The sequence below is a fragment of the Bradyrhizobium centrolobii genome (assembly GCF_001641635.1).
GTDB lineage: Bacteria > Pseudomonadota > Alphaproteobacteria > Rhizobiales > Xanthobacteraceae > Bradyrhizobium > Bradyrhizobium centrolobii.
Window position 1 is genome coordinate 355,592 of the sequence record NZ_LUUB01000054.1, and the last position, 17,658, is coordinate 373,249.

A 17,658-nucleotide genomic window follows, 5' to 3' on the forward strand; every position below is an offset into this window, starting at 1 on the left:
ACGGTTTCTTTCAAGTCTTGCTGCTTGCAACAGCGCGCCGTCGTGCCGGCGCGGTCTGATCGAGCGCCGGCGCCTGGAACGCGGCGACGGTGGCCTGCACCAATTGCTCGATGGCACTGGCGGCATCGCTGCCGTCGGCCTCGCCGCGCGACAGGCGCGCGACGCGTTCCGGCGTCACCAGCGAATAATAGAGTGCGCCGAGCAGGAAGTGGCTGCGCCAGACGATCTCGGTGCGCGGAATGTGCGGCAGGCTCTCGTGGATGGCGTCGATGAAGGCGTGGCTGGTGTCGTCGAAGGTCTGCGCGATGATCCGCCGCGCGACCTCGTTACCCTCGGCCGACATCACGGCGCGCAAGCGCGTAAAGCGCGCGCCGCCGCCGGCGAGATCGCTGCCCGAGGTGAAGGCGGGCACCACATAGGCCCGCACGATCGCTTCCAGCCGGTCCTGGAGATCGCGCACGCGCTTGGCGGCCGCGAGAAGCTCGGATCGGCGCAGGTTCATCGGTCCGCAATGACGCCGGTAGATCTCCAGCAGCAGGCCGTCCTTGGTCTTGAAATGATAGGTCACGCTGCCGGGATTGGCGCCGGCGGCCTGCGCGATGTCGCGCACCGACACGGCGTTGAAGCCGTTGGTGGCGAACAGCTCCTCGGCCGCCGCGAGGATCGCCTCGCGCATGTTCGGCTTGCGGGCCGTTTCCTTGCTGGTGGGCTTGCGTACCATGTGATTTGTACTATCGTACAAAAGATCAGGTCTCGTCAACAAAAACCATGGGCAACGTCCGGGCGGCTCGAAAAGACCGCCGCAGGAACGCGAACGCCCTTAAGGAGTGCTGGGAAATGCTGGGTTTGAACAAGAAGATCGGCGGTTTGCTGCTCGGTGCCGGCCTGCTGCTGGGAAGTGTCAGCGCCCAGGCCGACAACTATCCGAGCAAGCCGGTCCACATCCTCGTGCCCTACGCGGCCGGCGGCGCGGTCGACGTGCTCGCGCGCACGCTCGGCCAGGCCTTGGCGAAGACCTGGGGCCAGCAGCCCGTGGTCGACAACCGTCCGGGCGCCGGCGGCATCGTCGCCTCGCACGCGCTGACGCAGGCCGCGCCCGACGGATATACGCTGATCCTGGTCGCGAGCGGTCATCCGCTCAACCAGTTCATCTATCCGAGCGTGCCCTACGACACGTTCAAGGATTTTACGGCGATCACCGAAGTGGCGTCCTCGCCGCTCGCGATCGTGGTGGCCAAGGACAGCCCGTACAAGACGCTCGGCGATCTCCTGGCCGCCGCCAAGAAGGAGCCCGATAAGCTCTCCTACGGCATGTCCGGCAACGGCACCTCGGCGCATCTTGCCGGCGAGCTCCTCAAATACATGTCCGGCACGAAGATCGTCGCGATCCCCTACAAGGGCGGCGCGCCGGCGCTGACCGCGGTGATCGCCGGCGAAATACCGCTCAGCATCAATCCGCTCGCGGAAGCCATCGGCCAACTCGAAGGCGGCCCGGTACGCGCGCTTGCCGTGACCTCGGCCGAGCGCTCCAAGGCGCTGCCTGACGTTCCGACCGTCGCTGAATCCGGTGTGCCCGGCTATGACGTCTCGGTTTGGTGGGGCGTTCTTGGTCCCGCAAAGATGCCGCCGGAGATCGTAGCGAAGCTCGAGGCCGACCTGAAGGCGGCGCTGCAGGACCCGAACGTGCTGTCGACGCTCGGCAAAATCGGCGCCGCACCGGTCGGCTCCTCCACCAAGGACTTTGACGCCTACATGCACGCCGAGGCGACCAAGTGGGAGCCGTTGGTGAAGGCCGCAAACATTCGCGCACAGTGAAGCGGAGCCGACGCATGACGATCGTCCCTTCTTCGCGGCGCCTTGCAGGCGCCGCCCTGCTCGCGCTTACGTCTCTCGGCCTGCTCGGCGCGCCCGCGAGGGCTGATGGCGAGGCAAAAATCCTGGCGCCGAGCGGCACGTTGCGCGTCGGCATCTATCCGGGCAGCCCGACCTCGATGGTGACGGACGCGGCCGGCAAGCCTCACGGCCTGAGCTATGATCTTGGTGCCGAGCTGGCAAAGCGGCTCGGCGTTGCCGTCGACTACATCCGGTTTCAGCGCGTCGCCGATATCGTCAGCGCGGTCCATGACGGCCAGGTCGACTTCACCGTGACCAACGCTACGCCGGCCCGCGCCAATGAGGTCAGCTTTAGCCAGCCCGTGCTGGCGATCGAGCTCGGCTATCTCGTTCCGGCGAACTCGCCGATCAAGGAGGTGAGAGACATCGACCGTCCCGGCGTGAAGATCGGCGTCACCAAGGGCTCGACCTCCGAGCGCACCCTGCCGGCGAAATTCAAGAACGCGACCATCGTTCCCGCCGAAAGCGTCAAGGTCGCAATCGCGATGTTCGGCCGCGGCGAGATCGATCTCTATGCGACCAACAAGCCGACGCTGTTCGAGATGTCCGACCAGATGCCGGGCGCGCGGATCCTCGACGGCAATTGGGGCCTGGAACACATGGCCATTGCGATCCCGAAGGGACGCGAGGACGCACTCCCCCTGCTCAACCGCTTCGCCACCGAGGAGCAGTCATCCGGCGCGCTGGAAGCAATCCAGCAGCAGGCCGGCTTGCGCGGCGCAACCAAGGCCACGCGCGAATAGCGCCTGGCCCGCGGCCCGGCCTTGCAAGATCGGCCGCTCCGTCAATTGTGCGCACTTGCCCGCGTCTTCTCCGACGCGGCGGGGCGCCGCAGGAAGTCGGCATCGTCGTCGCCTGACGGAATCAGGATCGCGCGCTCGCGCGGCAGGGCTTCCGGCCTCGTCGCGAAGGAAGGCCGCCAGCTTCTCCCTCATCTCGCAGCGCAGGTCCCAGGACTGCGGCGCGTTCCTGGCACTGACCAGCGCGCGAAGCTCGATGGTGCGCGAATCCGCATCGATCACCTGGAGATTGACCACTGCGCCATCCCAAAGCTTGGATTCTTTCACTGCCTCCTCCAGCCAGCGACTTATACGCGATACATCGGCGCGGTGATCGACGTGCAGCGCGATCCCCCCGGTGCAACCGTCGCTGAACTGCGCTAGCTTAAGGCGGTTATGACTCGACGTACCGGCAGCGCCGATCTTCCCTTGCACACTGGGCGGGTTCCCCAGTGGCTTGCAAACCGCATGGCGTCGCTTGGCGCGATCGTCACGCAGACGATCGTGCACCATTACGGCCGCGATGCCTTTCTTCAGCGCCTCTCGCATCCCTTCTGGTTCCAGTCGTTCGGCGCGGTAATGGGGATGGACTGGCACTCCTCCGGCATCACCACCTCCGTGATCGGAGCGCTGAAGCGCGGGCTCGGCCCGCTCCAGGACGAGCTCGGCATCTATGTCTGCGGCGGCCGCGGGCAGCATTCGCGCAAGACGCCGGACGAGCTGCTGCAGCTCGGCGACCGCGTCGGCTTCGATGGCGCGAAGCTCACGCGTGCCAGCCGCCTGGTGGCGAAGGTCGACAGCGCGGCGGTCCAGGACGGGTTCGACCTCTATCTCCACGGCTTCTTCGTCACCGCCGACGGCAAGTGGACGGTGGTGCAGCAGGGCATGAATGGCGACAAGCGCCAGGCCCGTCGCTATCACTGGCACTCCGAGGCTCTGAAGAGTTTTGTCGATACGCCGCATAGCGCGATCGACGGTCCGCAGCAGGGCGAGATCGTCAATCTCACCGACCATCGCGCCGAACTCTCGCGCGCCGCCCAGCTCGAGCTGCTGACGGACCTCGGCCCCGACCGCCTCGTCTGCGAATTCGAGCGAATCAGCGGCATCGAGCCGGCGCAGGCCATGCTGCCGCATCTGATCATGCCGGCGCATCACGATGTGCGGCCGAAGGATGTGTTCGCGCGTCGCCTGCATGGCACGCTCGCAGCGGCCGCCGAGCGCGGCCCGGTCGATTTCCCCGAGTTGTTGCTGACGCCCGGCGTCGGCGCACGCACCGTGCGCTCGCTCGCAATGGTCGCCGAGGTCGTGCACGGCGCGCCCTATCGCTTCAGGGATCCCGCGCGCTTCTCGCTCGCCCATGGCGGCAAGGACCGGCACCCCTACTCCGTGCCGATCAAGGTCTATGACGAGACCATTCGCGTGCTGAAGGGCGCGATCCAGAACGCAAAGCTCGGGCGCGAGGAGGAGATGCAGGCGATCAAGCGTCTCGACGATCAGGCGCGGCGGCTGGAGCGGACCGCGCGCGGACCTTCAGTGGAATCGTTCATCGCAGGCGAACGCGCAGTATCTCCAGACCTCGATGGCCGGTCCGTGTTCGGCTGGGAGCGCGATCTCGTCTCGACAAAAAAGCGGACCGGCTGAGCACCGGTCCGCAGTTTGTCGGGAGGAATCGACCTTCTCCTCAGCTTTCACCAGTCTCCGTTCCCTCATCCCCGAGCCGGTTGGCCGCGTGGTCCTGATACTGCTCGGTCTGGATGAACTTGCCGTCCATGCCGCGGATGTCCGAGTGCTGGGCCTTGTCGCGGTTGGACAAGATCATGTTGTCGCCGATCTTGTCCTTGGACACCTCAGCGAAGGCGCCGGTGCCGTCGCTCTTTCCATGCATGCCGGATCTGAAGTGCGTCTTGCTGCCATTCCCACCTGGCATCGATCTCTCCTCTTGCAGTGATCGCTCTGACATTGAGGATTCAGCGCCATACTCGGCCGCTGATCATTCTCGCGGTTCGTGACCACCCTTCTCGTTGGGACCACGGGCGCGATGTACGGTGTTCTCCTCGGAGCGCAAAGCCTGATCCAGCTCACGCGCGTCGGGTAAATCCGGCTTTCGCTCGAGAATGCGCATCTGCTGTTCGTGTGTCTTCTTACCTTGCATTTGCGGTCTCCGACCTCTGCGAGCGGCTCTGCTATATGCGACATCGTTGTCGATGCCGCCGTTCTCCAAATCGCCTTCGATGGTATTCTCGCCGAGCGCATCCTCGACGTCATCAGGCGATGCGGCCGCCATATTCGCGCCCCTAGATCCGCCGATCAGCGGATTGTCCCGAAGATTCTTGCCGGTCGGCGGCTTGCTGCCGCCAGTTCCCTTGCGGCTCTGATTGTCCGGCGGAACAGGTGGCATTCTGCTGGTCATGATGCTGCCTCCTGAAGAGATGTGAAGACCTGCGGTGCGGTGACAGGGAACTCGTGCCGAACTTCGTCGCCGCGAGGTCTCAGAGACAACCGCCGCCACCGCGCACCGTTCCGGACTAATCACGTGAAGCGAAGATTTTCCGAAGAACAGGAAACATCAGCTCGCCTGAGCGAGCGAACGATCGACCATCGCTTGCTCAGCAACGATCGCTTGTGTTCCGCGGGAGTCCGCAATGACGGGCAGTTTCGCGATCGCGCGGAGACCCGGCCGTTTGCGCCAATGAATCAGCGAGGGCTCGACAGCGAGACCAAGCCGCGGCCATCGCACAAACAGCGCCTCCAGTGCGCAGGCCGCCTCAATACGCGCAAGCTGATGGCCGAGGCAGAAATGGATTCCCGTGCCGAAGGAGATGTGGCGGTTGGGTTTGCGCTCGAGATCGAGACGATCAGGCTGATCATGCACTGCCGGATCCATGTTCGCCGCGGCGAGCATGACCATGACGCGGTCGCCCTTTTTCAGGCGCACGCCTTCGAGCTCGACATCGCGCCGAACATAGCGCGGCTTGGAGAACTGCACCGGCGAGACGAAGCGCAGGAATTCCTCGACGGCCAGCCCGACGCGGCTCCAGTCCTCCTCCAGCCAGTCCCGGAGGCCGGGGCTCTTGAGGAGCTCGTAAACCGAGCCGCTGATGAGATGCGTGGTGGTCTCGGAGCCGGCCGCGAGCAGCAGAAACACCATCGACACCATTTCGTCCGGCGTGATCTGGCCGCCCTCGCGTTCGACCTGGACCAATTCGGCGATCAGGCCCTCGCCGCCCTGCTTGCGTGCGAGCTGCAACTGTTCCTCCAGGTAGCTCCGCATCTTGCGGAACGCGAACAGCAGCCGGAAGAAGCTGAGGACGTTGGTCAGCGAGGACATCGCATTGGCCCAGGCGATGAACCGCGGGCGATCGGCTTGCGGCAGGCCAAGCAGCTCGGAGATCACCGAAAGCGGCAGGATGCGCGCGTAGCGCTGGACGAGATCGGCCGGGCTTCCCTGCGCGAACAGCTCATCGGCAAGATTATCTGCGATGGCCCGAATGCGCGGCTCCATCGCGACCATCGCGCGGCGGCGAAAGGCCTCGTCCACGATGCTGCGCAGCCGGGTGTGATCCGGCTCGTCCATGGTCAGCATGTTCTTGGCGATGGTTCTGACGAGCTTTGGCATCCACCAGCGCAGGCCAGCGACGTCGCCATCCTCCTTGCGGAGCGTGAAGGTAGCGCTGTCCTTCAGCACCTGCGCGGTGACGTCATGGGCCGTGGTGATCCAGACCTCGCCAACGAGCGGAAATCGCGTCGCGACCACGGGGCCGGACGCCCGCAAATCCGCGATGGCCTTGGGCGGACCGCGGAAGAAGGCCTCGCTGGTGAAATCGAGGCGCGGTGCCATGGGATCACCGGAATGGTTGGTGGCGCCCCACCCAAATGGTGAGCGGCGCTGCCGGCGCAAGGGGCTGGAACTTGCGTCCGCCCTCGCGGTTCGAGCGACGGAAGAGAGCTTATCCGCGTCCCGGCGAGCGCGGGCCGGCCTTGCGCTGCTGCTGGTTGGTGTAGGCGTCCCAATGGCTCCAGCTGCCGTTGCTGAGGCTTCGCAGGTCGGTGGCCAGCGGACGGCGCGTGCGCTTCTCGTAGTCGGCGATCACGCGCTCGGACTGCGCGATCTTGCGCTTGAGTTCCGCGATCGCCTTCTGGGTCTGTCCGTCCCGCTTCGACGTCGCGATCTCGCCCATCGTGAAGCGCGCGGTCTCGAGCGCCTTCAACTCGGCGCGGTTCTTCTTCAACTGAACCCGGTGCCAGGCGATATTGCTGTCACTGTCCGCAACCATGTGGGAACTCCGCTGATTCGTAAGCACATAGTATCGTGCGCCGAATCGGCGGAGCAACGGGTGCCCGGCGGCGAAAATGCGGCCTTATTGCGCTGGAATTCCGCGAATCAGCGTTCGGCAAATGCCTTTTCGACCACGAACTGGGCCGGCTCGCCATGATTGCCCTCGACGAAGCCGCGCTCGGTCAGGAGTACGCGGGTGTCGGCGACCAGCGCCGGGCTGCCACAGATCATGACACGGTCATGCGCTGCTTCCAGAGGCGGCAGGCCGATATCGCTGAACAGCTTGCCGGAGGTGATGAGGTCGGTGATGCGGCCGCGGTTGCGGAAGGGATCGCGGGTCACGGTCGGATAATAGATCAGCTGGTTGCGGATGTACTCGCCGAGCAACTCGTCGTTCGGCAGCTCCTCGGTGATCATCTCGCCATAGGCGAGCTCCCTCACGTGACGGCAGCCGTGCAGGAGCACGACCTTCTCGAAGCGCTCGTAGGTCTCGGGGTCCTTGATGACGCTCAGGAACGGTGCGAGCCCCGTGCCGGTACCGACGAGGTAGAGATTGCGCCCCTCCTCAAGGTTGTCGATCACGAGCGTGCCGGTGGCCTTGCGGCTGACGATGATCTCGTCGCCCTCCCTCAGGTGCTGGAGGCGCGAGGTCAGCGGGCCGTCCGGCACCTTGATCGAGAAGAACTCCAGCGTGTCCTCGTAATTGGCGCTGGCGACGCTGTAGGCCCGCAACAGCGGCTTCTCGCCGACCTTGAGCCCGATCATGGTGAATTCGCCGTTGCGGAAGCGGAAGGTCGGGCTGCGGGTGGTCTTGAAAGAGAACAGCGTGTCGGTCCAGTGGTGGACACTCAAAACGCTTTCCTGATTGAAATTGCTCATCTCACCTTCCCTGTCGCTTCCTTGCGGTTCCGAGGCGGTCAGCTATGCGTCGTTTGTACACAATCATTCGTATACTAATGAATAATCCTGCTTGATCCCGCGGTCAAGGCTGCCCAAGATCGAAAGCGTTGCAGCTAGGATTAAGGAGCCCTTCCATGGCGCATGACGCACCCCAGGCCGCCGGACCCTCGAAGCTCGTGATCCGCAATATCGGCCTGATCCTGTCCGGCGCTTTGGAAAAGCCGATCCTGGACGGCGACACCATCGTCGCCGAGAACGGCAAGATCACTGCGATCGGCCGCTTCAAGGACGTCAACACGGAAGGCGCGACCACGACCGTCGACGCCAACGGCACCACGGTCGCGCCGGGCCTGATCGACAGCCACGTCCACCCCGTCGCCGGCGACTGGACGCCGCGGCAGAACCAGATCAGCTGGATCGACAGCTACCTCCACGGCGGCGTCACCACCATGATCTCGGCCGGCGAAGTGCACATGCCCGGCCGCCCCCGCGACGTCGTCGGCCTGAAGGCCATGGCGGTGTTCGCCCAGCGCGCGTTCTGGACCTTGCGGCCCGGCGGCGTGAAGGTTCACGCCGGTGCGCCCGTGATCGAATGCGAGATGGTCGAGGAAGATTTCAAGGAAATGGCCGCGGCCGGCGTCAAGCTGCTGGGCGAGGTCGGACTCGGCGGCGTCAAGGACGGCCCGACCGCACGGAAAATGGTCGGCTGGGCACGCAAATACGGCATCCAGAGCACGATTCACACCGGCGGCCCCTCGATCCCCGGCTCCGGCCTGATCGACAAGGACGTGGTGCTGGAAGCCGACACCGACGTGGTCGGTCACATCAATGGCGGCCACACCGCCCTGCCCGACGACCAGATCCGCTGCATCTGCGAGGGTTGCAAGCGCGGGCTCGAGCTTGTGCACAACGGCAATGAGCGCTCGGCCCTGTTCACGCTGCGCACCGCGCGCGAGATGGGCGATTTGCACCGCGTCATCCTCGGCACCGACGCGCCCGCCGGCTCCGGCGTGCAGCCGCTGGGCATTCTGCGCATGGTTTCGATGCTGTCCTCGCTCGGCGATCTGCCCGCCGAGATCGCCTTCTGCCTCGCCACCGGCAACACTGCGCGGATGCGCGAACTCGATTGCGGCCTGATCGAGGTCGGCCGCTCCGCAGACTTCGTCATCATGGACAAGGCGCAGCACTCGCCCGGCAAGAACATTTTGGAGAGCGTGCAGCTCGGCGACCTCCCCGGCATCGGCATGACCATCATCGACGGCATCGTGCGGACGCAGCGCAGCCGGAATACCCCGCCGGCGGGGAAGGTGCCGGAGGTGGTGGCGAAGTAAGCGAGCCCGTCATTCCGGGGCGCGACGCAGTCGCGAACCCGGAATCCAGAGATTGTGGCGCGAGATTCCGGGTTCGCGCTGATGCGCGCCCCGGAATGACGTTCACCGCAGCTTGTTCAACAGCACCATCAACAGCTCGCGCTCTTTGGCATCGAGCGGCGCCAGCGTTTCGCGGGTAATCGCGAGCGCATTGGGCGCGACCTTCTCCGCTAGCTGCTGACCGGCGCGCGTCAGGCTGACCACCAGCCGGCGTCCGTCCTCGGGATCCTGGCTCGTTTCCGTCAACCCGCGCGCGCTGAGCCGGTCGATCACGCCCTTGATGGTAGCGACGTCCATCGCCGTCAGCCGACCGAGCTGGTTCTGCGAGCACGGGCCGGTCTCGGCGAGCTTCGACAGCGCCGCCCATTGCGTCGGCGTGAGGTTGGTGCCGATGTCGCGGGCGAAGATCGCGCTGTGGCGCTGCCAGACCTGGCGCAGGATAAAGCCGACCTGCTCGTCGAGCACGTAAGATGGTTTTGCCGGTTTGACGCTCTTCTTTGCCGCGACGCTTCTCGCCATCCGTTCCCCGCCCCTCACAACGACAGATGCGCGTCGCGGATGTCCGGGCGCGCATCGAGCTCGGCCATCGTGCCGCCGAAACAGATGCGGCCGCGCTCGATGATATAGGCGCGATCGGAGATCAGCCGCGCAAAGTGCAAATTCTGCTCGGAGACGACGATGCTGACGCCCTCCTTCTTCATGGTCAGGATCGCATCGACCATCTGCTCCACGATCTTGGGCGACAGGCCTTCCGAGGGCTCGTCCAGCAGCACCAGCGACGGGTTGCCCATCAGCGTGCGCGCGATCGTCAGCATCTGCTGCTCGCCCCCGCTCATGCGGCCGCCCGGGCGATTGCGCATCTCGTTCAGATTCGGAAACAATGCGAACAGCTTTTCGCGCGTCCAGTATGGCGCGTTGACCCGCTTAGGCTGGCGGCCGACCTCGAGATTCTCCTCGACCGTAAGGTCGGTGAAGATGCGGCGCTCCTCCGGCACATAGCCGAGGCCGCTCCGCACGATCTCGTGCGTCGGCCGTGCCGAGACGTCCTTGCCCTCGAACATGATGCGGCCCGAGCGTTGCGCCACGAGGCCGACGATCGAGCGGAACGTCGTCGACTTGCCGGCGCCATTGCGCCCGAGCAGCGCCACCACCTCGCCGTCGCCGACCTCGAAGCCGATGTCGAACAGGATATGCGCGGGGCCGTAATGGCTGTTGAGGTCCTGCACCGTGAGCTTCATGCGGACGTTCCCTCGCGGTGGCGGGCGTCGTAGACGAGGCCCTCGCCGAGATAGACCGCCTGCACTTGCGGATTGCCGCGCACCTCGGCCGGCGAACCCTCGGCAATCAGCGTGCCGCGGTTGAGCACGATGATGCGGTCGGCATGCTCGAACACGACGTCCATGTCGTGTTCGGTGAAGAGCACGCCGATCGATTTCTCCCGCGCGATGTGTGCGGTGAGCCGCATCAGGTCGACGCGCTCACGCGGCGCCATGCCGGCGGTCGGCTCGTCCATGAGCAAAAGCTTTGGCTCGTTGGCGAGCGCCACGGCGAGCTCGAGCCGCTTGAGATCGCCATAGGCGAGCTCGCCGCAGGGCCGATCCGCGTAGCCGCCCATACCGACGAGTTCCAGCAGGCGACCGGCCTCATCGCGATCGAAGCGCGGCGCCGAGCCCCATAGGTTGAACAATTGCTTTTGGTGCGAGATCAGCGCGACCTGCACGTTCTCGCGCACGGTCATGGTCGCGAACGTCGCGGTGATCTGGAAGGTGCGCCCCACCCCGAGCCGCCAGATCTCGCGCGGCTTCTTGCCGGTGACGTCCTCGCCGTTGAGACGGACATGTCCGGAATCCGGCTTGTTCTGGCCGTTGAGCATGTCGAAGCAGGTACTTTTGCCCGCGCCGTTCGGCCCTATCAGCGCCAGAATTTCGCCGGCGCGCAGCGAGAACGCGACGCCGCGCACGGCATGGATGCCGCCATAGGATTTGGTCAGACCTTCGACCGCGAGAAGTGGGGGTGCGACGCTCATTCGGCGGACTCGATCGGCTTGGCAAGCAGGGCTGACCCCGGCGGCGATGCATTCCCGCGCCGCTGCGCGAGCATCTCCAGCATCCCGACAATGCCCTTGGGGAAGACGACCACGATCAGAACGATGAAGGCGCCCAGCACCAGCTTCGACAGATCTGTCTGGCTGACCAGCCAGATGTTGAGCGCCTTGTAGACGATCGCGCCGATCACCGCGCCCGACACCGTCTCGACGCCGCCGAGCAGCACCATCACCAGCGCATCGACCGAGAGCGAGATGCCGAGATTATCCGGGAAGACGCTGCCCTTGAGGTAAGCAAACAGCGCACCGCCGATGCCGGCGGTCGTTCCGGCGATCACGAAGGCGGTCCACCGGATACGCTTGGCATTGATGCCGATCGCCTCACTGCGCAAGGCCGAGTCGCGCGTTGCCCGGAGTGCATAGCCGAATGGCGAGAACACCGCGATCCGCAGCGCGATCGTCACGAGAGCCGCGACACCGAGCGCGAGCCAGTAGAAGTGTGACGGGCTCGCGGCCCATTTCTCCGGCCAGACGCCCAGAATGCCGTTATCGCCACCGGTCACGCTTACCCATTGGAACGCGATCGACCAGACGATCTGCGCGAAGGCGAGCGTCAGCATGGCAAAATAGACGCCGGAGAGCTGCACGGCGAAGAAGCCGAACACGGCCGCGCCGAGGCATCCGAGCAGCGGTCCGAGCAGAAGGCAGACGATCATCGGCAGCCCTGCCATCTTGGCGAGGAAGGCGATGCCGTAGGCGCCGAGGCCGAAATACGCCGCGTGGCCAAAGGACGCAAGCCCGCCGACCGACATCAGGAAGTGCAGGCTCACGGCGAAGATCACGAAGATCGCGATCTCCGAGCCGACGGTCAGCACATAATTGCCGGCGACCAGCGGCAGCATCGCCGCGACGACGAGCACGGCAAGCGCCGCAAGCCGCTCATTCGACGTCAGCGGGCGCCAGGGATTGACCGTGAGACCGGGCGTCTTGCGCGCCGGCGCCTCGGGCCGACCGAACAGGCCCCAAGGCCGCACGATCAGCACCACCGCCATCACCAGGAAGACGAGGATGATGGAGATCTTCGGGAAGATCAGGATCCCGAACGCATTGAGCTCGGACACCAGCACCGCCGCGACGAAGGCGCCGACGATGCTGCCGAGACCGCCGATCACGACCACGACGAAGACCTCGACGATGATGCGCAGGTCCATGGCGTGATGCACGGCGTCGCGCGGGATCTGGAGCGCGCCGCCGAGCGCGGCGAGGAACACGCCGACCGCAAACACGCTGGTAAACAGCCATTTCTGATTGACGCCGAGGGCTGCGACCATGTCGCGATCCTGCGTCGCCGCGCGCACCAGCACGCCCCAGCGCGTGCGCTGGAACAGCAGCCAGAGAATGCCAAGCACGACCGGCCCGAGCACGATCAGGAACAGGTCATAGCTCGGGATGTTCTGGCCGAAGAAATCGACCGCGCCCTTGAAGCCCGGCGCGCGCGGGCCGAGCAGATCGTCGGGACCCCAGATCAGGACCACGAGGTCCTCGACCATCAGGGTCAGGCCGAAGGTCGCTAGCAGCTGGAACAGCTCGGGCGCATGGTAGATGCGACGGAGCAGCACCATCTCGACCACGACGCCGATCAGCGCCACCGCGAGCGCAGCGGCGACAATGCCGCCCCAGAAGCCGAACGCGCCGGCGAAGCGATCCGTCAGCGTGAAGGCGATGTAGGCGCCGATCATGTAGAAGGCGCCGTGCGCGAAATTCACGATCCGCGTCACGCCGAAGATGATCGACAGGCCCGAGGCCACCAGGAACAGCGACGCTGCGCTGGCGAGACCGGTCAGAAACTGTACGACATAAAAGGCCATCGGCGGTCCGGGTTGGGTTTCAATGCGCCCCCCGTACGGGGAGCGAGAACTTCGTAGGGTGGGTTAGCGAAGCGTAACCCACCTCTTCTCCCGCCGTGGCATGGTGGGTTACGCCTTCGGCCAACCCACCCTACGGCAGTGGAGCGCGGGAGAGCCTTAGTCCTTCGGACGCAGCTTCTCGACTTCGGCATCGCTCGGCAGGTAGTCCGAGCCCTTCTTGTAGGACGAGTCCACCATGATGCCCTTGCCGTCCTTGACCGAGGTCTTGCCGACATAGGCGCCAAGCGTCGACTGGTGGTCGATCTTGCGGAAGGTGATCTCGCCAAAGGGCGAACCGACCGAGAGGCCTTCGGCCGCCGCGATCAGCTTCTCCGGATCGGTCGAGCCTGCCTTCGCAAGAATCGCGGCCGCCGACTTGATGGTCTGGTAGCCGACGATCGAGCCGAGACGCGGATAATCGTTGTACTTGGCCTGGTAGGCCTTCAGGAACGCATCATGCTCGGGCGTCTTGATCGAGTACCAGGGGTAACCGGTGACGATCCAGCCTTCCGGCGTCTCGTCCTTGAGCGGATCGAGATATTCCGGCTCGCCGGTCAGGAAGGAGACGACCTCACGTCCCTTGAACAGGCCGCGGGTGTTGCCTTCACGAACGAGCTTCACGAGGTCGGCGCCGAAGGTGACGTTGAGGATCGCTTCCGGATTGGCCGCGGCAACGGCCTGCACCACCGGACCCGCGTCGATCTTGCCCTGCGGCGGCCACTGCTCGTCGACCCACTGGATGTCCGGGCGCTTCTCCGACATCAGCTTCTTGAACACCGAGACCGCAGACTGGCCGTATTCATAGTTCGGCGCGATCGTCGCCCAGCGCTTGGCCGGCAGCTTTGCCGCTGCTTCGACCAGCATCGCCGCCTGCATGTAGTTGGAGGGACGCAGGCGGAAGGTGTACTTGTTGCCCCTCGACCAGGTCACGGCGTCCGTCAGCGGCTCGGCCGCGAGAAAAAACACCTTCTTCTGGTTGGCGAAGTCGCTGACCGCAAGGCCGATGTTGGACAGGAACGTGCCGGCAAGCATCGCGACGCCCTCGCTCGAGACGAGCTCGTTGGCCGCGGTCTGCGCATCCGCCGGCTTGCCGCCGTCGTCCTTGGAAATGACGACGAGCTTCTTGCCATTGATGCCGCCGGCCGCGTTGATCTCTTCCACCGCGAGCTGCCAGCCCTTGCGGTAGGGTTCGGTGAAGGCCGGCAGCAGCGAATAGCTGTTGATCTCGCCGATCTTGATCTCGGCCTGCGCCATCGCCGAACTGGCCATGCCGCTCGCCAACAGCGCGAACGCCGCGCCAACGAAATAATTCTTAGCTCGCATCCCAACCTCCACTGTTAAACTCTATTTCTTGAGCATGATCTTATCGAAAAACCGGTTCCCACTTTGCGCTAACGCGGCCCTCCGGGTCCGGATCACGCTCTAACGCAGGCCGTCTTCACCCTTGATCTCCGCAACCGTGAGCCCGCCGACGCGCGGCAGCGGACGGCCGCTGTCGGTAACGGCCACCGCAACCATGATTTCGTTGGCGCGCGGCGCGTCGTTGATCTGCACTTCCATGCCGTCGAAATGGCTGCGCACGAAGGCTGCATCCTTGTGACCCAATGGAATGTCGAGCGTCGTGCCCGGACCGCTGCGCTTCTTCGACGAGGGGATCAGCGCGGCGCCCTTGCTCAAGACTTTCCGCACCGGCGCGCCCATCTTGGGGTGGAGGATCGCGGCCGCATGTTCCAGCTCACCATTCTCGCCGACGGCCGCCGCCTTGCCGTAACTCTGTACCTTGGAACCCTCGATGCCAAGCGCAGCCACCGCGCGCTTCGACAGGAGATCGCCGAGTTCCTCGCCGATCGCGATCAATGGCGAGAGATCCTCGACATATTTTCCGGCAAAGGGATTCTCGATCACCGCAATCGCCGCCGCGCGTCGCGTCGGCGGCGACACCTGCCGGCCCATCTCCAACTGCGTCTCTTCGACGACGGTGACGATCTTGCGGATGATCGCGGTCATGTTTCACTTCCCTGTTCAGGCATGGACCGCATTCTCCAGCACAAGCGGGCGCGATCGTTGCCGTTCTATATCCTTGGTTCCGATGACAAGCATATCACCACAAAGCCGCAGCACAGCCCCCTCGATCAGTCCGCGATCGCACAATTGCCGTGCACATTCCGCGCCAGATTCGAGCGCTGTCGCGACCTCGGCCTGTGACAATCGGCCGACAGCGCGGGTGACGAGGCGCGCGCCGAGATCGCTATCGGGCTGAAGCTCGTTGGCCGGATGCCTGATGATGGCGGGATGTCCGGGCAAATCCGCAGCATTGGCGATGACCGTCGCAGCCGCGTCGGCCTGCGACGCCGACCTGGCCAGCACCGTCACCGCATCGGCAATGCCGAGCGAGAAGCTGCGGCCGTGCCGGCCGCTGGTCGCGATCCCCCGCGCGGCGTCATCGGCGTCAACCGTCATGGTCCGCATCACGCCATCACGGTCGGGCCGATCCATGAGGCCGATCGAAAAATGCTCAGCCCGCCCGAGATGCAGTGCGATGTCGCCGCCATTATTAACGTAGGCCCGATCGAGCGACGCAGCGTTCAGCATCGCGCCCAGAATTTCCTCCGCTACGCTGCCGGCAACCGCCGCCATCGGCGTGATGAAGCAATCCGCGGCGTAGGGCACGACAGCGGCATGCATGCGACGCGCCACGACGCCCTTGAGCGAGGTTCGCGCCGGATCTGCGGCTTCGCGTAATTCCACCAGTTCCGCGCAGAGCTCATCGAGTAGGCCGGTGAAACGCCGCGCCGCTGCCTCATAGGCTGCGCGCACCTCATCCTCGCGCCCCCTCGCCTCCACGATCAGATCAATCGGTCCATCCTGCAAATGCAGCCGCCGGGCATCAGACAGCAATGCGATTTGCGGGAGCCTCATGCGCGCCTTCCCGGGATCGGATTCTGCCACGGCAATTGGCGAACATCGTCGCCATCCTTAACCTCGGAGAGCGGCTTCACATAATCCATGTGCCCGCCGAGCGCGGCATAGTCGGACAGCTTCATGGTGAACTCGATCGGCGCGACCAGCGCCGGGGTCGGCACATAGCCGAACGCGCCGGCGGGCATTTGCGTCACGTCGACCATGTAGGTGATGCCGCCGCCCGGCCAGACATAGACCGGCGCGCCGCCGCTGGTGACGCGAGTCAGCGCATCCTTCACCGATCGCGTGAGCCGCACCGGATTGTCGGTGACACCGGCGCGTAGCGAGCCGCCGGCACCGGCCATGAACAGCACCGTGCACAACGCCGGCTCGCAGTTCTCCTGAATGCGCTCGACCGAAAACTTCAGATCGGCCGGCATCTCCGTCTCGACCGGCTTCAGGGCCTCGTCGAGCACATAGTAAGATGAGTGCTCGCCGGTCGTGGAGACCATCAGCATGGTCAGACCGGGCTTCGCTTCCTTCGCATCGAAGGGACCAAGGATCGCCAGCGGATCAGAGATGTTGGTGCCGCCCCAGCCCGTGCCGGGATCGGCGACCTGGAAGTAGCGGCCGGGCGTGGAGCGCCGGCCCTTCATCTTGATGCCGGTGTCGGCGATGTCGAGCAGCTTGCCGGCCTGGTGCTCGCTGAGCACGCCGGTGATGTGATCGTCGACGACGACGACTTCATCGACCTTGCCGTGCCACTGCTTTGCGAACATGCCGATCGTCGCGGAGCCGCAGCCGACGCGCATGCGTTCCTCCTTGACGCCGTTGACGATCGGCGGCTGCCCCGCCTGCACCACCACCGTCGCGCCGCCGTCGATGGTGAGCTCGACCGCCTTGCAATTGGCGAGATCCATCAGCGTGTCGCAGGTGACGCGGCCCTCCTTCTTCGAGCCGCCGGTGAGATGATGCACGCCGCCGAGCGACAGCATCTGCGAGCCGTATTCGCTGGTCGTGACATGACCGACCGCCTCGCCTTGCGCACGAACGGTCGCGGTCTCCGGGCCGAGATAGCGGTCGGTGTCAATCTTCACCTTGATGCCGCAGTAGGAGAAGATGCCCTCGGTGACCACGGTCACCGTGTCGACGCCATCAACTTCCGCGGAAACGATGAACGGCGCCGGCTTGTAGTCGGGATAGGTGGTGCCGGCTCCGATCGCGGTCACGAAGGTCGAGGGCTCGTGGACGATCTTGCCGTCCCAGTCTTCCGTGCGATTGAACGGCACCAGCTTGCCGCCCTGTGACACCGTGCGTTCGAGGATGATGTGCGGATCAACGCGAACCAGCTTGCCGTCGTGATTGGCGTAGCGGTCGCAGGCGCCCGCCGCGCCTGGCTTGATGTAGCACATCACCGGACAGGCATCGCAGCGGATCTTGTCGGTGGCGGTGCTCGTCGTTTCAGTCACCATGTCAGAGCCAGCGGATCACGACGGTTATCATTCGTATACGAACGATGTTGCGCGCGCCTTTGAAAGCTGTCAAGCGGCGGCGCGGGCGAAAAGGCGCCGCTGCCGAATAAAACCTC

General features: G+C 64.9%; 18 protein-coding genes and 1 pseudogene. 4 read left to right on the plus strand and 15 right to left on the minus strand.

Going from position 1 to position 17,658, the window contains the following annotated elements:
- Nucleotides 1–10: 10 nt before the first annotated feature.
- On the minus strand, nucleotides 11–721 hold the full coding sequence (locus AYJ54_RS17390) for a TetR/AcrR family transcriptional regulator (protein ID WP_063700422.1): 711 nt from the start codon (nucleotides 719–721) through the stop codon (nucleotides 11–13).
- Between the two features lie 116 nt (nucleotides 722–837).
- Here AYJ54_RS17390 and AYJ54_RS17395 point away from each other — a divergent pair, with 116 nt between their 5' ends.
- Complete coding sequence (locus AYJ54_RS17395; RefSeq protein WP_063700425.1) at nucleotides 838–1,815, plus strand: tripartite tricarboxylate transporter substrate binding protein; 978 nt, start codon at nucleotides 838–840, stop codon at nucleotides 1,813–1,815.
- A 14-nt stretch (nucleotides 1,816–1,829) separates the two neighbouring features.
- Nucleotides 1,830–2,636, plus strand: a complete 807-nt coding sequence (locus AYJ54_RS17400) for an ABC transporter substrate-binding protein (RefSeq protein ID WP_063700427.1) — start codon at nucleotides 1,830–1,832, stop codon at nucleotides 2,634–2,636.
- 41 nt (nucleotides 2,637–2,677) lie between these two features.
- Here the strand turns inward: AYJ54_RS17400 and AYJ54_RS47270 are convergent.
- Nucleotides 2,678–3,029, minus strand: a pseudogene (locus tag AYJ54_RS47270) (mechanosensitive ion channel family protein); the annotation flags it as partial.
- 39 nt (nucleotides 3,030–3,068) lie between these two features.
- Between AYJ54_RS47270 and AYJ54_RS17410 the strand changes: the two are divergent.
- Complete coding sequence (locus AYJ54_RS17410; protein WP_063700431.1) at nucleotides 3,069–4,313, plus strand: DUF763 domain-containing protein; 1,245 nt, start codon at nucleotides 3,069–3,071, stop codon at nucleotides 4,311–4,313.
- Nucleotides 4,314–4,353: 40 nt separating this feature from the next.
- On the opposite strand, the gene AYJ54_RS17415 is transcribed toward AYJ54_RS17410, so the two are convergent.
- The 5 genes from AYJ54_RS17415 to AYJ54_RS17435 form a co-directional block, all read right to left on the minus strand.
- Nucleotides 4,354–4,599 (minus strand): hypothetical protein, encoded by a 246-nt coding sequence (locus AYJ54_RS17415; RefSeq protein ID WP_063700432.1) that lies wholly within the window; start codon nucleotides 4,597–4,599, stop codon nucleotides 4,354–4,356.
- A 63-nt stretch (nucleotides 4,600–4,662) separates the two neighbouring features.
- Nucleotides 4,663–5,181 carry a hypothetical protein gene (locus tag AYJ54_RS52400; protein ID WP_245329050.1) on the minus strand — a complete coding sequence of 173 codons (519 nt, stop codon included), beginning with the start codon at nucleotides 5,179–5,181 and terminating at the stop codon, nucleotides 4,663–4,665.
- Between the two features lie 57 nt (nucleotides 5,182–5,238).
- Nucleotides 5,239–6,510, minus strand: a complete 1,272-nt coding sequence (locus tag AYJ54_RS17425) for a cytochrome P450 (RefSeq protein ID WP_063700436.1) — start codon at nucleotides 6,508–6,510, stop codon at nucleotides 5,239–5,241.
- 109 nt (nucleotides 6,511–6,619) lie between these two features.
- Nucleotides 6,620–6,946 carry a hypothetical protein gene (locus tag AYJ54_RS17430; RefSeq protein ID WP_063700438.1) on the minus strand — a complete coding sequence of 109 codons (327 nt, stop codon included), beginning with the start codon at nucleotides 6,944–6,946 and terminating at the stop codon, nucleotides 6,620–6,622.
- A 107-nt stretch (nucleotides 6,947–7,053) separates the two neighbouring features.
- Nucleotides 7,054–7,827, minus strand: coding sequence for a ferredoxin--NADP reductase (locus tag AYJ54_RS17435; protein ID WP_063700440.1), 774 nt, complete (start codon nucleotides 7,825–7,827; stop codon nucleotides 7,054–7,056).
- A 155-nt stretch (nucleotides 7,828–7,982) separates the two neighbouring features.
- On the opposite strand from AYJ54_RS17435, the gene AYJ54_RS17440 reads away from it, so the two are divergent.
- Nucleotides 7,983–9,179 carry an amidohydrolase family protein gene (locus tag AYJ54_RS17440; RefSeq protein ID WP_063700443.1) on the plus strand — a complete coding sequence of 399 codons (1,197 nt, stop codon included), beginning with the start codon at nucleotides 7,983–7,985 and terminating at the stop codon, nucleotides 9,177–9,179.
- Between the two features lie 102 nt (nucleotides 9,180–9,281).
- Here the strand turns inward: AYJ54_RS17440 and AYJ54_RS17445 are convergent, their stop codons facing one another.
- The 8 genes from AYJ54_RS17445 to AYJ54_RS17480 form a co-directional block, all read right to left on the minus strand.
- On the minus strand, nucleotides 9,282–9,737 hold the full coding sequence (locus AYJ54_RS17445; protein ID WP_063700445.1) for a MarR family winged helix-turn-helix transcriptional regulator: 456 nt from the start codon (nucleotides 9,735–9,737) through the stop codon (nucleotides 9,282–9,284).
- Nucleotides 9,738–9,751: 14 nt separating this feature from the next.
- The gene (locus AYJ54_RS17450; RefSeq protein ID WP_063700447.1) at nucleotides 9,752–10,456 is read right to left on the minus strand and encodes an ABC transporter ATP-binding protein; all 705 of its coding nucleotides are present in this window, start codon (nucleotides 10,454–10,456) and stop codon (nucleotides 9,752–9,754) included.
- On the minus strand, nucleotides 10,453–11,244 hold the full coding sequence (locus AYJ54_RS17455) for an ABC transporter ATP-binding protein (RefSeq protein ID WP_063700449.1): 792 nt from the start codon (nucleotides 11,242–11,244) through the stop codon (nucleotides 10,453–10,455). The genes AYJ54_RS17450 and AYJ54_RS17455 overlap by 4 nt, the downstream gene beginning before the upstream one ends.
- Nucleotides 11,241–13,130, minus strand: coding sequence for an ABC transporter permease (locus tag AYJ54_RS17460; RefSeq protein ID WP_063700450.1), 1,890 nt, complete (start codon nucleotides 13,128–13,130; stop codon nucleotides 11,241–11,243). Before AYJ54_RS17460 ends, AYJ54_RS17455 begins: the two co-directional genes overlap by 4 nt.
- A 156-nt stretch (nucleotides 13,131–13,286) precedes the next feature.
- Nucleotides 13,287–14,492 (minus strand): ABC transporter substrate-binding protein, encoded by a 1,206-nt coding sequence (locus AYJ54_RS17465; RefSeq protein WP_063700452.1) that lies wholly within the window; start codon nucleotides 14,490–14,492, stop codon nucleotides 13,287–13,289.
- A gap of 99 nt (nucleotides 14,493–14,591) precedes the next feature.
- A complete protein-coding gene (locus AYJ54_RS17470; protein WP_063700454.1) occupies nucleotides 14,592–15,176 on the minus strand; it encodes an amino acid synthesis family protein in 585 nt (194 codons plus the stop codon).
- Nucleotides 15,177–15,191: 15 nt separating this feature from the next.
- Nucleotides 15,192–16,088 (minus strand): UPF0280 family protein, encoded by an 897-nt coding sequence (locus AYJ54_RS17475; protein WP_063700456.1) that lies wholly within the window; start codon nucleotides 16,086–16,088, stop codon nucleotides 15,192–15,194.
- Nucleotides 16,085–17,542 (minus strand): 6-hydroxynicotinate reductase, encoded by a 1,458-nt coding sequence (locus AYJ54_RS17480; RefSeq protein ID WP_136623752.1) that lies wholly within the window; start codon nucleotides 17,540–17,542, stop codon nucleotides 16,085–16,087. The genes AYJ54_RS17475 and AYJ54_RS17480 overlap by 4 nt, the downstream gene beginning before the upstream one ends.
- Nucleotides 17,543–17,658: the final 116 nt, after the last annotated feature.